This window comes from Micromonospora sp. RTGN7, from assembly GCF_033804645.1.
Lineage (GTDB): Bacteria > Actinomycetota > Actinomycetes > Mycobacteriales > Micromonosporaceae > Micromonospora.
This window is the reverse complement of sequence record NZ_JAPZLF010000025.1, coordinates 36,747-52,406: the sequence shown is the minus strand read 5'-3', so window position 1 is coordinate 52,406 and position 15,660 is coordinate 36,747. Positions and strand designations below refer to the sequence as shown.

15 protein-coding genes are annotated in these 15,660 nt (G+C 68.2%); 4 read left to right on the top strand and 11 right to left on the bottom strand.

Features of this window, described 5'->3' with window-relative positions:
- Positions 1-78: 78 nt before the first annotated feature.
- Entirely contained in the window at positions 79-666 is a 588-nt protein-coding gene (locus tag SNR22_RS26260) for a YbjN domain-containing protein (protein WP_320069339.1), read from the top strand.
- 142 nt (positions 667-808) lie between these two features.
- Here SNR22_RS26260 and SNR22_RS26255 read toward each other — a convergent pair whose 3' ends face one another.
- The 11 genes from SNR22_RS26255 to SNR22_RS26205 form a co-directional block, all read right to left on the bottom strand.
- Positions 809-1,228, bottom strand: a complete 420-nt coding sequence (locus tag SNR22_RS26255) for a globin (protein ID WP_320069338.1) — start codon at positions 1,226-1,228, stop codon at positions 809-811.
- Between the two features lie 84 nt (positions 1,229-1,312).
- The gene (locus SNR22_RS26250; RefSeq protein ID WP_320069337.1) at positions 1,313-2,707 is read right to left on the bottom strand and encodes an MFS transporter; all 1,395 of its coding nucleotides are present in this window, start codon (positions 2,705-2,707) and stop codon (positions 1,313-1,315) included.
- 256 nt (positions 2,708-2,963) lie between these two features.
- Positions 2,964-4,010 carry a mechanosensitive ion channel family protein gene (locus SNR22_RS26245; RefSeq protein WP_413775711.1) on the bottom strand — a complete coding sequence of 349 codons (1,047 nt, stop codon included), beginning with the start codon at positions 4,008-4,010 and terminating at the stop codon, positions 2,964-2,966.
- Between the two features lie 227 nt (positions 4,011-4,237).
- The gene (locus SNR22_RS26240; RefSeq protein ID WP_320069336.1) at positions 4,238-5,476 is read right to left on the bottom strand and encodes a tyrosine-type recombinase/integrase; all 1,239 of its coding nucleotides are present in this window, start codon (positions 5,474-5,476) and stop codon (positions 4,238-4,240) included.
- Between the two features lies 1 nt (position 5,477).
- A complete protein-coding gene (locus SNR22_RS26235) occupies positions 5,478-5,663 on the bottom strand; it encodes a helix-turn-helix domain-containing protein (protein ID WP_320069335.1) in 186 nt (61 codons plus the stop codon).
- Positions 5,660-6,961 (bottom strand): replication initiator, encoded by a 1,302-nt coding sequence (locus SNR22_RS26230; protein ID WP_320069365.1) that lies wholly within the window; start codon positions 6,959-6,961, stop codon positions 5,660-5,662. The genes SNR22_RS26235 and SNR22_RS26230 overlap by 4 nt, the downstream gene beginning before the upstream one ends.
- 139 nt (positions 6,962-7,100) lie before the next feature.
- Positions 7,101-8,042 carry a hypothetical protein gene (locus SNR22_RS26225; protein ID WP_320069334.1) on the bottom strand — a complete coding sequence of 314 codons (942 nt, stop codon included), beginning with the start codon at positions 8,040-8,042 and terminating at the stop codon, positions 7,101-7,103.
- A 5-nt stretch (positions 8,043-8,047) separates the two neighbouring features.
- On the bottom strand, positions 8,048-9,136 hold the full coding sequence (locus SNR22_RS26220; RefSeq protein ID WP_320069333.1) for a cell division protein FtsK: 1,089 nt from the start codon (positions 9,134-9,136) through the stop codon (positions 8,048-8,050).
- Between the two features lie 375 nt (positions 9,137-9,511).
- Complete coding sequence (locus SNR22_RS26215; protein WP_320069332.1) at positions 9,512-9,748, bottom strand: hypothetical protein; 237 nt, start codon at positions 9,746-9,748, stop codon at positions 9,512-9,514.
- Positions 9,748-10,023 (bottom strand): hypothetical protein, encoded by a 276-nt coding sequence (locus tag SNR22_RS26210; protein ID WP_320069331.1) that lies wholly within the window; start codon positions 10,021-10,023, stop codon positions 9,748-9,750. Before SNR22_RS26210 ends, SNR22_RS26215 begins: the two co-directional genes overlap by 1 nt.
- A gap of 407 nt (positions 10,024-10,430) precedes the next feature.
- Positions 10,431-10,760 carry a hypothetical protein gene (locus tag SNR22_RS26205; protein WP_320069330.1) on the bottom strand — a complete coding sequence of 110 codons (330 nt, stop codon included), beginning with the start codon at positions 10,758-10,760 and terminating at the stop codon, positions 10,431-10,433.
- 254 nt (positions 10,761-11,014) lie between these two features.
- On the opposite strand from SNR22_RS26205, the gene SNR22_RS26200 reads away from it, so the two are divergent.
- The 3 genes from SNR22_RS26200 (at position 11,015) to SNR22_RS26190 (ending at position 15,179) form a co-directional block, all read left to right on the top strand.
- Positions 11,015-11,854, top strand: a complete 840-nt coding sequence (locus tag SNR22_RS26200) for a GntR family transcriptional regulator (protein WP_320069329.1) — start codon at positions 11,015-11,017, stop codon at positions 11,852-11,854.
- Positions 11,851-12,387, top strand: coding sequence for a kinase (locus SNR22_RS26195; RefSeq protein ID WP_320069328.1), 537 nt, complete (start codon positions 11,851-11,853; stop codon positions 12,385-12,387). The genes SNR22_RS26200 and SNR22_RS26195 overlap by 4 nt, the downstream gene beginning before the upstream one ends.
- Before the next feature lie 242 nt (positions 12,388-12,629).
- Entirely contained in the window at positions 12,630-15,179 is a 2,550-nt protein-coding gene (locus SNR22_RS26190; RefSeq protein ID WP_320069327.1) for a tetratricopeptide repeat protein, read from the top strand.
- Positions 15,180-15,660 lie beyond the last annotated feature (481 nt).

Below are 15,660 nucleotides of genomic sequence, written 5' to 3'. Positions count from 1 at the left end.
GCTGTCCGGGTACCGTCCATCCTCGGATCCAACGCACCGTAGGCGAGTGGATCCGCTGGGGAGTGAGGTGCGCGAGCGATGCCGTGGTGGTCATGGCGCCCCGGTCCCGCCGGTGGCGGCGAACCGGAAACTCGAAGCGGGATCAGAGTGGACGACAGCACCGTCCGGGTCGGACCACCGGCCCAACGTCAACCAGGCGACGACAGCCTGCCCGCTGACCGTCCGATGGTCGCGGACATGTCTGCCACCGTCGCGCCGGTCAGCCTCCGTCGGGTCTGCGACGCGCTCGACCTGCTGGACGTGCGCTACCTGGCCGACGGTGACGGCAACCTGCTGGCCATGTGGGAGCGGCACGCGGTGCTGGTCACCCTGGAGGGTCCGGAGGACGAGATCCTGGTGATGCGGGCTCGTCCACACGCGACCGTGCCGCCCGACTGGGCCGACCGGGCATACCGGGTGGTCAACGAGTGGAACCACACTCGACGGTTCTGCAAGGCGTACATCGGCGACCCCACCGAGCGGGGTCAGTTGCCGATCTACGCGGAGCTTCAGGTGCCGCTCGGCGCCGGGACGCACGACGCGCTCCTGGTGGAGATGCTCGACTGTGGCGCCGCGGTGGCCAGCACCTTCGTGGACTGGCTGCACGACGAGGGCGCGCTGCTCTGATCCGACCCCGCCCGGGTCGCCCCGCGCGGCCCGGGCGGGGTCGTGCCGGCCGGTGCACCGGCCGGTGGCGTCGTGCCGGCCGGTGGGCGTCGTGCCGGCGCGGGTCAGGCCGTGCCGGCCTGTGGGCGTCGTGCCGGCGCGGTCAGGCCGTGCCGGCCGGGTCGTCCATCGCGTTGACCATGAAGTACGCGGCCCGCTCCAGGTAGTCCCAGAGCGCGGTGGCGATCTCCGGCGGCAGGTCCAGCCGGTCGACGGCCCGACGCATGTGGTGCAGCCAGGCGTCGCGCTCGGCCGCGCCGATCCGGAACGGGGCGTGCCGCATCCGCAGGCGGGGGTGCCCCCGCTGGGTGGAGTAGCTGTTCGGGCCGCCCCAGTACTGCATCAGGAACAGCGTCAGCCGGTCCGCCGCGGGGCCGAGATCTTCCTCCGGGTACATCGGCCGGAGCAGCGGGTCGGTGGCCACGCCGGCGTAGAACTCGTCCACCAGCTTGCGGAAGGTGGGTTCGCCGCCGACGGCCTCGAAGAGGGTCACGGCACGCTCGGACTCACCTGCGGGATTCACCGTTCCATCCTGCCAGGTGCGGACGCGGCCGGCCGGGGCGTACCGGCCGGGGCGCTGCCGTCCTCGTCACACCCGGGCCGGCCATCAGCTCACCGCGTGGCTGGGGCGGCCGCGCTCACCGGGCAGGTTGCCCAGCTTCCCGTCGCCGTCGCTCTCGCCGTGGCTCTCGCTCTCGCCCGCCGGCCGGGGCGGCACCGGGCCGTCGGCGTTCCCGGCGGCCTCGATGGCAAAGTCGATCGCTGCCCGGTTGGGCCAGCGCGCGGCGGTGAACGCCATCAGCAGCACCCCGGCGGCGCTCCACGCGCCCACCACCACCGGGATCGAGAACCGCTCGGCGAGCAGGCCGGTGGCCAGCACGGCGAAGCCCTGGATCACCTGCACCCCGGTGGCCATCACCCCGAACGCGCGGGCCCGGTAGCCGTTGGGCAACGCCCGGACGAAGAGCCCGTTGGCGACCGGGAGCAGCCCGGCCACCGCGAAGCCGCAGAGGGCGGCGAGCAGGGCCACCGCCAGCGGCGGCGGGTCGAGCAGTGCCGGCACCAGGGCCAGCGGCGCGAGCACCGCCAGCGGGCGGATCAGGACCAGCCGGCGGGCCGGGGCGACCGCCCGGCCGACCAGCAGCCCGCCGACGATGAAGCCGATCGGGTTGGCGGCCATGATGACGGCCTGTGCCACGCCGGTGTCCATGTCGCCACCGGCGCCCTCCCGCGCCCAGGCGGCGGCCAGCCCCTCCGGCACGATCGAGAAGAGCATCGAGCTGAACACCAGCAGGGCGACGGCCCGCAGGACCGGGGTGCCGAAGACTATCCGGAAGCCGGCACCGGTCTCCCGCAGCAGATGGCTGCGGTGTGCCGGGCTCATCGCCGGCGGCCGGTCCTTGATGCCGAAGCGGACCAGGGCCGCCGAGAGGGCAAAGGTGGCCGCGTTGATCAGCAGGGCCGCGGTCGGGTTGACCGCGGCGATGGCCGCCCCGATCAGGTAGCCGATCACCTGGGCGGCCTGGCCGGTGCTGCTGTTGAGCGAGAGCCCGACCACCAGCCGGTCGCCGGTGAGGATGAGCGGCATCAGCGCCGACCGGGCGGCCTGGCTCGGCGGGTTCGCCAGGGTGGTGGCGAAGAGCAGGCAGAGGATCAGCCACGGCGGGTTGCCCGGGATGGCGACCAGCACCATCAGGGCCATCCGGATCACGTCGCACACCACCATCACCGAGCGGTAGCGGTGCCGCTCCGCCAGGGTGGCCAGCAGCGGGCCGCCGATCAGCCAGGGCAGGAAGCTGACCGCGAACGCGGCGGCCGAGTAGCCCACGGACTGCGTCTCGTGGTAGACCAACACGGTGACCGCGGCCTTCGCGATGAAGTCACCGATCCAGGAGAGCGCACTCGAGGCGAAGATTGCCCGGTATTCCCGCTGGGCGAACACCTCACTGAAAGTTGCCGGACCTTCCTGGGAGGGTCGCTCGTCGGACACCGTGGCCTCCATCGTCCCCGCGGGGGCCACTCGTGATGGCCTGCCCGGGAAACCGTCGTCAGATCTACGGATCAGCGAGACGTGATCACGCTCCGGCAGGTGGCGTTGCGTACCGGATTCTGCCCGATCGTCTGATGGCTGGCTAGGGCGAACGGTTTGATCGTCGCATCTCCGACTGAACGAACGGACGATACCCGAGGGGACACACGGCCCGCGACCCCTGGATCGACCGGTCAGGAGAACCGCAGGTCATCGACGTCCTTCTGGTTCAGGCGGCCCCGGTCCGGCCGGCAGTCCCGTCCTGCGGCGCGGGCAGCGGAACGCCCGGGTAGAGGCGTGCGGCGGCGATCCGGGCGGTTATGCCCGAATTCTCTAACGCCTCGGCGAGCCGCCGGCGCAACTCCCGCCCCACCGCGAACTGCCCCTCGGCGGTGGTCTTGACGACGGTACGGATCACCGCGCCGTCCACGGTCATCTGCTCGACGCCCAGCACCTCGGGCGCCTCCACGATCTCCGGGGCCAGGTCCGGGTCCATCGCCACCGAGGCCGCTGCGGTCCGCAGCACCGCCGTCGCCTCCTCGGTGCGGGCGAACCCGATGGGCAGATCGACCACGACCAGGGCCCAGCCCTGGCTCTTGTTGCCCACCCGGATGATCTCGCCGTTGCGGATGTACCAGAGCACGCCCCGGCCGTCCCGGACGGTGGTTACCCGCAGCCCCACCGACTCCACCACGCCGGTCGCCTCGCCCAGGTCGACCGTGTCGCCGACGCCGTACTGGTCCTCCACCAGCATGAACAGGCCGGCGATCAGGTCCTTGACCAGGCTCTGCGCGCCGAAGCCGAGGGCCACACCGGCGATGCCCGCGCTGGCCAGCAGCGGCGCCAGGTCGAAGCTGAACTCGCGCAGGATCATCAGCAGCGCGATGCCGAAGACGAACGCGGTGACCAGGCTGCGCAGCACCGACCCGATCGCCTCGGTCCGCTGCCGGCGCCGCTCGGGGACGAACTCGCCGGGCTCCGGCCCGGCGGTCGGCACCCGTTCCCGCAGCGGGCGCAACATGGTCGGCACCCCGTCGGCGGTGGTGCGGACCAACCGCTTGATCATCCGGTGCAGCGCCCAGCGGGCGAGGAACGCCAGCACGAGGATCAGCAGCACCCGCAGCGGCTTCAGCAGGATCCAGTAGCTGCCCTCGGCGAACCACGCCGAACCGGTCGTCTCGTACAACCAATCGCAGGAGGTGCTGCCCTGGCAGTCGGCGCTCGGGGTGGTGCTCGGGGAGGGGATCGGGGAGGGGATCAGCCTGAGGGCACTCACCCTGACTTCGTACCCCACGGCCGCCGACCGGCCACCGGCGGACCCATGATCCGGTACGCGGCCCTCCCGGCGGGGGCCGCGCGGAACCGGCCATCTTGGCACAGCCCGGAGGAGCTTCACGAGGGACCCCCGGATTAGTACGTGCAATCCCTGATCGGGCGATACGGGACGGGGGGTGGCCTGCAAGAACGCCCAGACAAGATCACTTGGCACAGTCAGGGCACAAGCTAGGGATGATCTTGACCAACCCGGTCGACCGTCTGACCGTCCTTGCTTGGCCGGAGGATCTGCCCGACCAGGCCACGCCGCCGATCCCTCTTCGGCATCCAGTGAACGTAGGTTCCCAGCGTGATCCGCAGGCTTGCGTGTCGTAGCGCCTTCTGAACCTCTTGCGGCTCGACGCCGTTGCTCATCAGCGTCGTGGCGAAGAAGTGGCGCAGCGAGTGGAAGGTTCCTTCCTTGGGCCAGCCCGCAGCCGACCGCCAGGTTTCCCACAGCTCGGACCAGTACCGATCGGTGATCAGCTTCCCGGTGGAGGTGGTGAACAGCAGAGCCGCAGGCCGGGTCTGCGGCTTCCCGCCAGTGATGTCCGGAAGCTCGAATTCGACTGGGCCAACCTCCTTGATGTGGGCTGCCAGCTCCTCCGCAACTACGGCATCCAGGTCGATGGTTCCGGCCGATCCGCTCTTCGGTGGGGCGAGGTAGAAGCCGCCGAAGTGTTCAACGGAGTGGCGCAACTGCTGAACAACGTGCAGCTCTTCACGAGCAGAGTCGAAGCAGCGTGACCCATCCTCCATGCCCAAGACCTCGCCGAAGCGCAAGCCTTCACCAGCTCCCAGCCAGATGGCCGCCCGGAATCGCCGGGGCACAACCTCGGTCAGCTTGAGTACCTGATCCTCAGTCGGCACCCACTTCGGTGCCCGTGACACCCCGCGCAGGAGCTGCGCAAGTTTCACGCCATCGCAAGGGTTCTCGGGAAGCACCTTGTCGATGACGGCGGCGTTCAGAATCGTCTTCAGGACGCCGAAGTACAGGCCGATAGAGGACTTGGCGGAACCCTCGTCGAGTAGGCTGCCGAGCCACGCCATCACGTCAGTCAGGTTGATCGACCGAATGGCCCGCTCCCCGAACGTCGGTAACAGGCGCTTCCGAAGGTTCTGCGGGACACGCCGCCGCGTCTCGACGCTCCAACCCGCCTGCCGTGAGTCCTGCCAGCGCTGCGCGTACTCGGCGAAGGTCAGTCGGTCCGTCTCACGCTTGGCCTTCACCTCCGCCGCAACGCCCGAGCGGCATTCGAGGTCGAAGGCTTCCGCGTCGACCTTGCGCTCAAACAGCCGTTCCCGGGGCTCGCCGGCGGCATCGGCGTAGCGCACCCGCCAGCGCTTGCCCCGGCCGTACCGCTTGGAGGGAAGCCGTTTCTTGTCCGGTCCGCGCTTGGTGAGGTACCACAGGTCGTCGATGGGCATGTCAGGCCGCCTTCTGGTGGAACCAGGCCCGGACGTCGGCGGGGTCGTATCGGAGGTGTCGGCCGATGCGGGAGGCGCGGGGGCCGATGCGGCGGTGTCGCCATTGGTAGAGGGTGCCGACGGGGATGCCGAGGAACGCCGAGACGTCGGCGACGCTCCAGAGCCGGTCGGTGGGGGTGGCGCTCATCGGGGTTCCTCTCGTGCTTGTCGTCGTGCGGAGCGGATGCGGTCACCGATCGCCGCGGCGAGTTCGAGTTGTTCGCGGGAGTCGTAGCCGACGCCGAGGATCTGCCAGTCGTTGACCACGATTACGTCGGTGTCTTCGGGTAGGCCGGCGTCGGTGAGCGCGGTCTGAATCTGGTGGGTGCGGCGCTCAGCTCGGAGGTTTTTGAAGGTGGTGCTGTAGATGCGGGATTTGGTGAGGAAGTGGCCGCGGAAGCCGAGCATGTGCGCCCAGTGGCGAAGCTTGAGTTCGGCGTACTGGTCGAGGCCGCCGAGGTCCCACGCGGCTTGGATCATGGCCCGGTGGTGAGCGGACACCTGTAGCCGGTCGATGTGTGCCTGTGAGCGGATACGCCGGTCTCCGGTCTCCGTCGCGCCGGTGCCCTTGGTGGCGTACTTGGCGATGTAGCCGGCAAGCCGGTTGTCACGCACGACCTGGTCCCCGTCGTCATCGTCGCCACCGTCGGGGATGTCGATGTCGGTGGCGGTGATGTCCTTGACGTCGACTTGGGTGCCCCAGCGCAGCGGCAGCGGGGTTCCGTCGGGACGTGCGGTGTCGACCTGGACGGACGAGGCCGCGGACCGCACCGCGTCGGCCAACACGTCGGGGGTGAGCCACCCCGGAGGCGACGAGTCCGGACCGGACGGGCCATCAGCGCGCACGATCGCGTGGAAGTGGACCAGGCCGCGCCGTTGGTACTCGGCAACCTTGGCGTAGGAGATCCGTAGGTGCGCCCCGGATTCGCGGACGGTGAGGCCACCCGCGGCGGCGACGGCCCGGCGTAGGGCGATGGTGAAGCGGTGCCAGAGTTTCCCGCTGTGGGCCTGCCACAGCACCGCGCCGGGGTAGTCGTAGGTGTCGGGGTTGATCGGGTTACCGAGCAGCGGGTGTCCTTCGGGGTGCCAGCGTCGGCAGGTGCAGGGCCGCTTGCCGGGTCGGTTGTGTACGGGGCCGAAGGAGGGGGCGGTGAGGGTGACGAACAGGCGGGTAGACCGGGCCACGGTGGCGGGGACGCCTTTGCCGCCGGACATGCCCGCATGAATCAGGTGCCAGGCGTCAGCGGCGTACCGTTCGGCGCAGGTCGGGCACACGGCCGATCGGCGGGTGCCGCAGGACGCCCATACCCGGCCCTGCCGAGACGCGATCAGGTCACCGGTGCCCATGTGTCGGACCTCGAACTTGCCGACCAGGCGGACGGGTTGTAGGCAGCCCTGGACGCTCTCGACGCCGGCCCGCCATTCCCGGTAGGCCGGGGTGCGCATCCACCGGGTCAACACGGCTTCACCGTCGTATGCCGGCCGAGCGGGGGAAGGTGGTGGTGACATGGAATCCCTCCGTAGACGGGCCTGCCGTGCCCCGGCGCAGGAGCACGGCAGGCGAGAACGAACGCGAGACGGTGGGTTAGTGCGCGTAGCCGTTGGCCGTGGCCGGGGTCAGCCGGTCGGCAACCCGTGCGGCGATCGACAGCGGTAGCCGGGTGGCCTGTTGGATGTCGACGGCGGTCACCGGCCGGTCGAGTTCGTCGACGAGTCGCCGGATCTGGGCTTGCATTCCGGCCGGAATCCCCAGCCCGTCCAGCGCCGGCGGCGACGACTCCGCGGCGGCACCACCCGTCAGTGACGGAACCGGAACCGAGGCCTGCACCTGGACCGGAGCGGACGCCGGAACCTGCGCCGGGGCGGAGGGTTCGATGAAGCCGGCCGACACGATCGCCGAAGCCGAAGCCGAAGCCGAAGCCGAAGCCGGAGCGACCGGCGGTGCCGGAGGCGGGACGGGCGTTGGTGCCTTCTCGGGAAGGGTGATGGCCCGGCGTGCTTGGGTGCAGCGTGCCTGCACGATCGGCATGACCTCGGCCAGGAAGAACACGAGGATCGGGACCATGAAGTGCGCGGCGAGCATTCCCGGGCTGATGCCGCCTTCGCGGGGGAACAGGGCCGGGATGACGTTCATGACGAGGGTGGAGCCGAGGAGGAACCGCTTCAGCCAGTCCACGGCCCGGGAGTCGATGTCGATGTCCCGGGCGATCATCGCGGCTTCCCAGCGCAAAATGGTGATGAGGATGCCGACTAGGCAGGGTTCGACGCCCCAGCAGCCCCACCACACCGGATCGGCGGGACTGCGGTCGCCGGCTAGGAAGTCCTGGACGCCGGTGGTGGTGAACACCGACCCGACCGCGAGGAACAGCCACAGGCACCGGGTCACGCTCGCCCGGAGCCGTTCGATGTCCACGATGTCGAGCGCGGTGTCTTGCTCCAGGTCGTGAAGCTGCCGGGCCACGTCCAGGCGCTTACTCAGCTTGCGAACGGGCCGAGGCGGACGAGCCGGCCTACCGGTCTGGCTCATGTCGCTCACCGCTGCCCCGTCGCAGCCAGCTCGGAGACCGGCCAGCCGGCGACGTGCACGAGTTCGGCGATGTCGGCGTCATCGCAGTAGGCAGCCCGCACCCGCACCGGGGTCCGCGACCGCTGCTTGACGACGAAGCCGATCCCGGCCGAGGACGCCACGTTCGGGATCTCGTCGGCCAGGGCACCCCGGCGGCGCATGTCCTCACCGAGGACCATGTCCACGTGTCCGGCCGACGTAGCCCGCAGGCACACCCGCAGGCTGAACAGGTCCCGCTGCGGGATCACGTCCTTGGTGGGTTCCTGAAGCGCGCCGATCACGCTGCCGCCCAGCGCCCGGGACTGCGACAGGATCAGCGGCAACACCGCCTGAACGCCGCGGGTCAACGACCGGTCACCGTAGCCGGTCACCGCCCCCAACTCATCAACCACCAACAGGTCGAGGGGGGTTTCCCGGGACAGCTCGAAGGTCCGCCGCCCCTGCTCCGCGAGGACCCGCTTACGGCCCTGCATGGTCTCCCAGAACGAGCCCATCAGCTCCACGATGTCGGCGTCAGTCTCGGCGTACCGGTACGACACCGGCTTGAGCGCGTTGAGTTCCGTGCCCTTCGGGTTGACCACGTGCACCCGCACCAGGCCGTCACGGATCAGCGGAGCGCACGCCCGCAACGCCATCCACGTCACCGAGTTCTTCCCCGACCCGGACGCCCCGCCGACAAGCCAGTGCTGCCCGAGCAACGGCGCGTACCAGTCGGTGCCGTGTTCGGTCTCACCCAGGTACACCCGCCCGAGACTGGCCGCGTCAGCGTCACCCGGCAGGTCCGGCGGAACGATCACAGACGTGAACGGCTCGGAACGCTGCACGATCAACGCGATCACCTGCGGGCGGACCCGCTCCACCCCGACCCGCTCCGCCTTGAGCGCGGCGGCCAGGGCGTCCGCGGCTTCCTCCCACAGCTTCGGCGTCTGCCCGAGCAACAACCGCACGTACACGGTCTCCGTCGATGGCGAGTGCGACCGGATGCGGATCACCCGGGGAACACTGACGACGCCGGTAACCCGGTGCACGGTGACCAGCCCGCACGCCTCAGCCACCCGAGACCACCAAGGCCCGAGGTACGCCCGAGACAGCCACCGACGACGCAGCGCCCGCAACTGCGGAGCCGCCACCGCCGACCACGAATCGGGGTGACCCCGGTACCAGCCCACACCCGCCGCGACCGCACCCGCCACCACACCACCCGCGGTCACCGGCCCGAGCTGCGCCACACCAGCAGCGACAGCGGCCGGAGCAGCAACGAACCCCGGGTGCCGCGCGGCCCAACCCGCAACCCGCCATTCCCACCCCTGACTACGCTTTCCCATTTCCCACACCCACTTTCACAATTTTGTCGGCAATTAGTAATGTCGTGTTTTGGGCAAGAGGAAGGCCCGGATCGGATCACCAATCCGGGCCTTCCGTTGAACCTTTCAGCGCACCGCGTCGAACATTTGCTTCGCGCGGGTCGTGGCCTGCTTCGCTTCCCGCGTCTCGTCCATCCACGGGGTAGCCTCTTCGAGCAGGACCAGCAGCACCGCCACCGCCCTACGAAGGTCGTCGTAGTGCCGCATGTACCGGTGCCGTTCCGGCATTCCCTTCATCGACCCGCGCATCAAACGCATCGCCCGGTCGATCCCGTCGTACGTGTCGCTAATCTGGTACGACATCAGCTCACCTTCCACGGCTTGGCCACCAAGTCGGCTTCGTACGTCTTCACCCGCACATGGAACGCCCGCAGCGCCTCCACCGCCTGCTTGTGTGCGTCCTCCAACTCCTCGATCCGGGCCGCGTACTGGTACAAGGTCCCCGGCGGCGGCTCACACGCCTTGATCAGGCTCTTTGCCCCATCCAGCAGCATCGCCAGACCCTGCACGTTGCCGACCAGCGCCTCATACCGGCCACGCCCGGTCCACGCCTTCACGATCTCCGGCACCAAACTCATACGCCGTCCCTTCCGGTTTCCCCACGCGATCGGTGGGCACCACCCGCCCCCGGAAAAGCGCTCCGAAGGGCGGATAGAAACCACCGACCGGCGGCTACTCCCGACCAGAAAGACGCCACACCCGACGCCACCGACGCCCCTCACGACGAATCAAACCAACGTTCAGAGAAACCGACAGCAACAACAACCCAATAAGGATCAACTCGAAGTCCGACATGACAAACTCCTTTCGAATCACGAGAATGAAATACGGCCAGTTTTAGGCAAGGTTCTATCCACTGTGAAATTCTCAAAGAACAACCCGCCCGAGCATGAGGCCAATGCAGACCACATTCCCGACGAAAGCGCCCCGACCCGACTCGAACGGGTCACCCACCACACCAGGGGCAGGGCCGAAGACTCCTACATCAGCGCGTGACCGGCTTGAGGCCCTGCGCCTTCCACGACAACCCCGACCGGCCCTCGTTCTCCCAGTGCGACACCGTCGGCCCGATCAGCTCCACAACGTCACCCTCTTCGATCCCCTCCGGGCTAGCCACAAGCGTCACCTTCAACTCCTCGCCCTTGCCCCGGTAGCCGTCCTCCGTCGCCACCGGCTTCGCGAACACGCCCACCACGAACAGCGGGTCATCCGTCCCGTAAGCCGTCTTCACCCTGCCGTCCTGATCCGTCTTGATCGACGGCTCCTCCACCACCCGCAGCTTGAAGCCAGCCAAGTTCACCGGGATGTTCCGCATCTCGTCGCTCTCCTCTGTCTCTTCACGTTTGTGTCGTTCCTGCGACTACTGGGCACTTAGACCCGGTCCGTCGTCGCCGCCCGATGTAACAGAGCGGATCAGCTTGGATCAGAGGCTAACAGGTTGATTCAGAGTGAGTCAACAGATACACTCAGTTCCACGAAAGTTGGCCGCTGACCTGCGAAAACGCCACTGCGGGGGTTAGCTCGCACAGCCTTCGTGACCGTCAAGCCCCCATCGACAAGGAGCCCTCGATGAACGCCCAGTCAGATCCACCGGAGGAGCTACAGCGCGGGACGGCCGCGCTCGTGATCGCACAGGCCATCCGGAACGACATCGAGTCCGGAAGGCTGGTGCATGGGCGACAGCTCCCCGGGACCAGGAGCCTTGCCGAGTCCTGGAACACCAGCGTCGCCACGATCAATCGAGCGATGGCGATGCTTGCCGAGGAGGGGCTTGTGATCAACCGGGCGCGCTCAAGCAGGATCGTTCACAACCCCGCAGCGGAGACGGACCGGCGAGGCCCCCGCGTGATCCTGGTTGGAGGCTATCCAGGCTCGGGGAAGACAGAGCTGGGGCGCATCATCGCTCGCCAAACAGGCTGGGCGATCCTCGATAAGGACACAACGACCCGCCCCGTGGTTGAGGCCGCGCTTGAGCACTTGGGACACTCCCCGCATGATCGAGAGTCAGAGACGTATCTGACGATCATCAGGCCCGCCGAATATGAGGCCCTGATGGCGACCTTGGACGAGAACTTGCAGTGCGGTGCGTCGGTAGTCGTGACCGCGCCCTTCCTAAAGGAACTGAGCGATCAGGCGTGGTGTGATCGGCTTGCGGCTACCGTGGCAGCCCACAATGGAAGTCTTCAAGCCGTCTGGGTCTACTGCGACGCCCTTACCATGCACACCTACATCCGTCGTCGTGGTGCCGCCCGAGACGAATGCAAGCTTGCAAAATGGAACGAGTACGTCGGTCTACTTGACCTCGCGTTCGCGCCGAAGGTGCCGCATGTCCGAGTCGACAACTCCGCTGGCGCAAGGCCGCTTCAGGAGCAAGCGAAAGAGCTGCTCGGCAAGGTGGCTGAACTGTGAGACAAGGCGTAATCCTCTACGGCGCTCCGGCAACCGGAAAAGACACAATCACCGCTGAAATGGTCGGCCGATACCCGCGCTTCGCGCACTTCAAGCGGCTGAAGTGCGGGCCTGGAAGGATGAGCGGCTATCGGACGATCAGCCCAGATCAAGCAGATAAGTTGCGGCATGAACCGGGTGCGATTTTGTGGGAGAACACTCGATACGGCGCAACATACTTCGTTGATTGCTTCGGGCTTGAGCAGCTATGGGAGTTAGGCCGGGTGCCAGTCGTGCACCTTGGCCAGATCGAAGCAATTGAAGCTATAGCTGACGGCACCGAGGCGAACTGGACTGTAGTCGAGCTATATGCCCAGCCAGCCGTACTCGCCAGGCGCATCCGGTCGCGGGGTACCGGGGATGAAGATCAACGCTTTGCGGCTGTCGAGCAGACGCTTCGCCTTCCGGTCGCAGACGTGCGAATCGATACCGGGGTCGTGTCAGTCAGTGAAGCGGCGAATGCCATCGAGCGGTGTATGCAAGATCGGCTGTAACGCATCGGCCGTTGCACGTAGCACGACTGGAGATTCTAGTCCCACCACATGCTTGACGGATTCGTGCCAGCACATGCGCGACAGCCGACCTTGGTTGCTTTGTCATTCTGTTTACGTTCGGTGATACCTGGGCACGGTGGCAGCGCACGCACATGCCCGATGAACGGATGCTGCTCTCGGGCGATCGACCGTGTGTCGGTTCGATCACCTTCAGTACTGTGCGGGGTGTGCTTCGGGATTGGGTGAGGTGGATCCGGCGCTACTGGTGGGTGGCACTGGCTCCCGCAGTGGTCGTGGCGGCGGCGGTATGGGCGTTGGTCACCGATGACAAGCTGCTTTGGACTGTGGTCGCGGGCGCGACGGCGGCGGTGGTGTCAGCGTTCGCGCCGTCTGTGCTTGAGGGGGTTCGGGCTGCGTGGGAGCGGGGTGAGCAGCGGGATCGGGTGGTCGCGGGGGCGTTGGTGGCGGAGTTGCCGGAGTCGGTGGTGTCGCTGTTGCGTCCGCAGGCGGCGGTGGTCGGGTTCGTGGGTCGGGGGTGGCTGCTCGCAACGTTGGACAGGTGGTGCGCGGATCCGGCGGCGAGTGTCGTGCGGCTGTTGGTGGGTGCGGGTGGGGTGGGTAAGACCCGGTTGGCGCGACATTTTGCCGGCCGGTTGACGGGCTGGACGTGTTGGCCGGTGGCGCACGACCAGGAGGCGAAGGTTGTCGGGCTGCTTGAGGCGGGTGAGCGGCCGGGCCGGTTGCTGCTGACGGTGGATTACGCCGAGGGCCGTGACGCGCAGGAGTTGGCGCACCTGTTGTGTGTCGCGCAGCGGGCCGGTGGTGTGCGGGTGTTGTTGCTGGCCCGGTCGGCCGGGTTGTGGTGGTCGTCGCTGTCGGCGGCATACCCGCCGCAGGCGCATCTGGTGGATGCGTTGACCGTGCCGTCGAATGTGATCGGGGTGCCGGCTCGCATTGAGGATCACAGCCCGCAGGAGATCGTGGCTGAGGCGGTGGTGGCGTTCGCCGGTCGGCTGCGTCGCCGTCCTGCGGATAACGTTCCCTTGGCTCCGATTGGTCTGGTTGATGCCGCGGGTTCGGATGTTCCGGTGTTGCGGTTGCATGCGCAGGCGCTGCTGGCGGTGTTGGGTGGGCCGCGGGGTGATGACCGGTACGACGTGTTGGCTGAGGTGCTGGGTCATGAGGCCCGGTACTGGCGGCACCGGGCTCGCCGCGACGGGCTACCAGGTGCGGGTAGGCCGGCTGCCGACGCCGTGTTGCGGCGGCTAGTCGCCGTGGCGGCGCTGCTAGGCGCGGACAATCGTGAGCAGGCGATGGATCTGGTTCGCCGGGTGCCGGGTCTGGGTGGGGCGCTGCCGGAGGTGGTGGATGGGTATGTGGACTGGTTGTACGGTCTGTATCCGGGGGCGGGGACGGGTGGTGGGTTGGGGACGTTGCAGCCGGACTTGCTCGCTGAGGACCTCGCGGTCGCGGTCCTGCGAGAAAGCACTCTGGCCGAGCGCAGCAGGGTGCTGCACGGGTTGGCTTCCGGTCAGGCGATGCAGGCGTTGACGGTCCTGAGTCGTGCTCGAACCCACCAGGCTGACGCCACGGAGATGATCGACGTGGCGCTGACCGCGGATCTGCCGGTGATGACCGAGGCGGTGCTCCAGGTCGGCCTTCAGTTCCCCGGAATCCTCGCACCCCGGGTTGCCGCCCTGCTCGCCACGGCTGAACTCGGCCCTGGCTGGGCCCAGCGCACAGCCCGCCGGGTGCCGTACCCGTCGATCGAGTTCGGCCCGATCGCGCTCGCGTTGACCACCCACGCCCTGCACACCGCAGCAGGGACGACCGAGCCACATGGTCGAGCGTTCCTACTGAACAACCACGCGGTCCGGTTGGGGGCGGTGGGGCGGCGGGGTGAGGCTTTGGCCGCCGGTCAGGAGGCCGTCGACCTGTACCGGGAGTTGGCCGCGGGTAACCGTGACGCCTACCTTCCCGACCTCGCCATGTCGGTGAACAATCACGCGGTCCGGTTGGCGGAGGTGGGGCGGCGGGATGAGGCTTTGGCCGTCAGTCAGGAAGCCGTCGACGTGTACCGGGAGTTGGCCGCGGGTAACCGTGACGCCTACCTTCCCAACCTCGCCACGTCGGTGAACAATCACGCGCTCCGGTTGGCGGAGGTGGGGCGGCGGGATGAGGCTTTGGCCGTCAGTCAGGAGGCCGTCGACCTACGTCGGGAGTTGGCCGCGGGTAACCGTGACGCCTACCTTCCCAACCTCGCCACGTCGGTGAACAATCACGCGCTCCGGTTGGGGGCGGTGGGGCGGCGGGGTGAGGCTTTGGCCGCCGGTCAGGAGGCCGTCGACCTACGTCGGGAGTTGGCCGCGGGTAACCGTGACGCCTACCTTCCCGACCTCGCCATGTCGGTGAACAATCACGCGGTCCAGTTGGCGGAGGTGGGGCGGCGGGATGAGGCTTTGGCCGTCAGTCAGGAGGCCGTCGACCTGCACCGGGAGTTGACCGGGGGTAACCGCGACGCCTACCTTCCCGACCTCGCCGTATCCCTGTGGAATATGGGAAACGTAGCGCGCATTCTCGGAGAGCCGTCGGACCAGATCCTTAATGCAGTTGCGGAAGGCGTGCGGTACTTCGACGAACTCGCAGCAGCCGAGCCGCAGGCGTTCACCGCGCGACGCGACGCGGCGGCATCCACCTTGAGCGACCTAAAAAACAGCGCCGTCAGCCAGCACCCCAAACTGCCACCACCCAGGTCACCCCAGGCAGACGAGGCAGCCACTGACACAGCATGACTAAAGCGTGTGTTCAGACTTTCTTTACTTGGTCAAGGGCGGGCCTACGGCCCGCCGCCGTGTCCGCGCCGGGGCGCGCGTGCGGCCTCCGGCCGGTCACGCCCCGGCGCACGGCCTACCAGAACAACCGCAGCCGGCACAGCTCCCCGAAACCGAGCGGACCAAGCCTCGTGTACCCCGGCGTTGGAACGGGCCGCCGCCGGAGCTTGGCTCCGAGAATGCCGCGCAGGGGAGTGCCGGCAAGCCCCAAGCATGGGGGCGGCGCCCGCGGTTGCCGAGCAGGCGACCCCCCGTGCCAGCCCCTACCGAAGTCCGGGTCAGGTCAAACCCTGCACCTGGGAAGGGGGAGGTTGCCGCCGTGGGCGGGGCCGTCGTCCAGGAGCCGACGCCGTGGCCGGTCCCGGTCAGGTCAAGAGCGCTGCTGTGGCGGTGTCCGCCGGGTGCCGGGCCGTGACACGAAAGCCGAGTCCGACCCCGGGTA

Excerpts from the sequence above, each read along its gene's own strand:
- SNR22_RS26230 (WP_320069365.1), bottom strand. The coding sequence starts at position 6,961 with ATGCGCACCCCGGCCTACCGGGAATGGCGGGCCGGCGTCGAGAGCGTC.
- SNR22_RS26215 (WP_320069332.1), bottom strand. The coding sequence starts at position 9,748 with ATGTCGTACCAGATTAGCGACACGTACGACGGGATCGACCGGGCGATG.
- SNR22_RS26205 (WP_320069330.1), bottom strand. The coding sequence starts at position 10,760 with ATGCGGAACATCCCGGTGAACTTGGCTGGCTTCAAGCTGCGGGTGGTG.
- SNR22_RS26225 (WP_320069334.1), bottom strand. The coding sequence starts at position 8,042 with ATGAGCCAGACCGGTAGGCCGGCTCGTCCGCCTCGGCCCGTTCGCAAG.
- SNR22_RS26200 (WP_320069329.1), top strand. The coding sequence starts at position 11,015 with ATGAACGCCCAGTCAGATCCACCGGAGGAGCTACAGCGCGGGACGGCC.
- SNR22_RS26240 (WP_320069336.1), bottom strand. The coding sequence starts at position 5,476 with ATGCCCATCGACGACCTGTGGTACCTCACCAAGCGCGGACCGGACAAG.
- SNR22_RS26235 (WP_320069335.1), bottom strand. The coding sequence starts at position 5,663 with ATGAGCGCCACCCCCACCGACCGGCTCTGGAGCGTCGCCGACGTCTCG.
- SNR22_RS26250 (WP_320069337.1), bottom strand. The coding sequence starts at position 2,707 with ATGGAGGCCACGGTGTCCGACGAGCGACCCTCCCAGGAAGGTCCGGCA.
- SNR22_RS26260 (WP_320069339.1), top strand. The coding sequence starts at position 79 with ATGCCGTGGTGGTCATGGCGCCCCGGTCCCGCCGGTGGCGGCGAACCG.
- SNR22_RS26210 (WP_320069331.1), bottom strand. The coding sequence starts at position 10,023 with ATGAGTTTGGTGCCGGAGATCGTGAAGGCGTGGACCGGGCGTGGCCGG.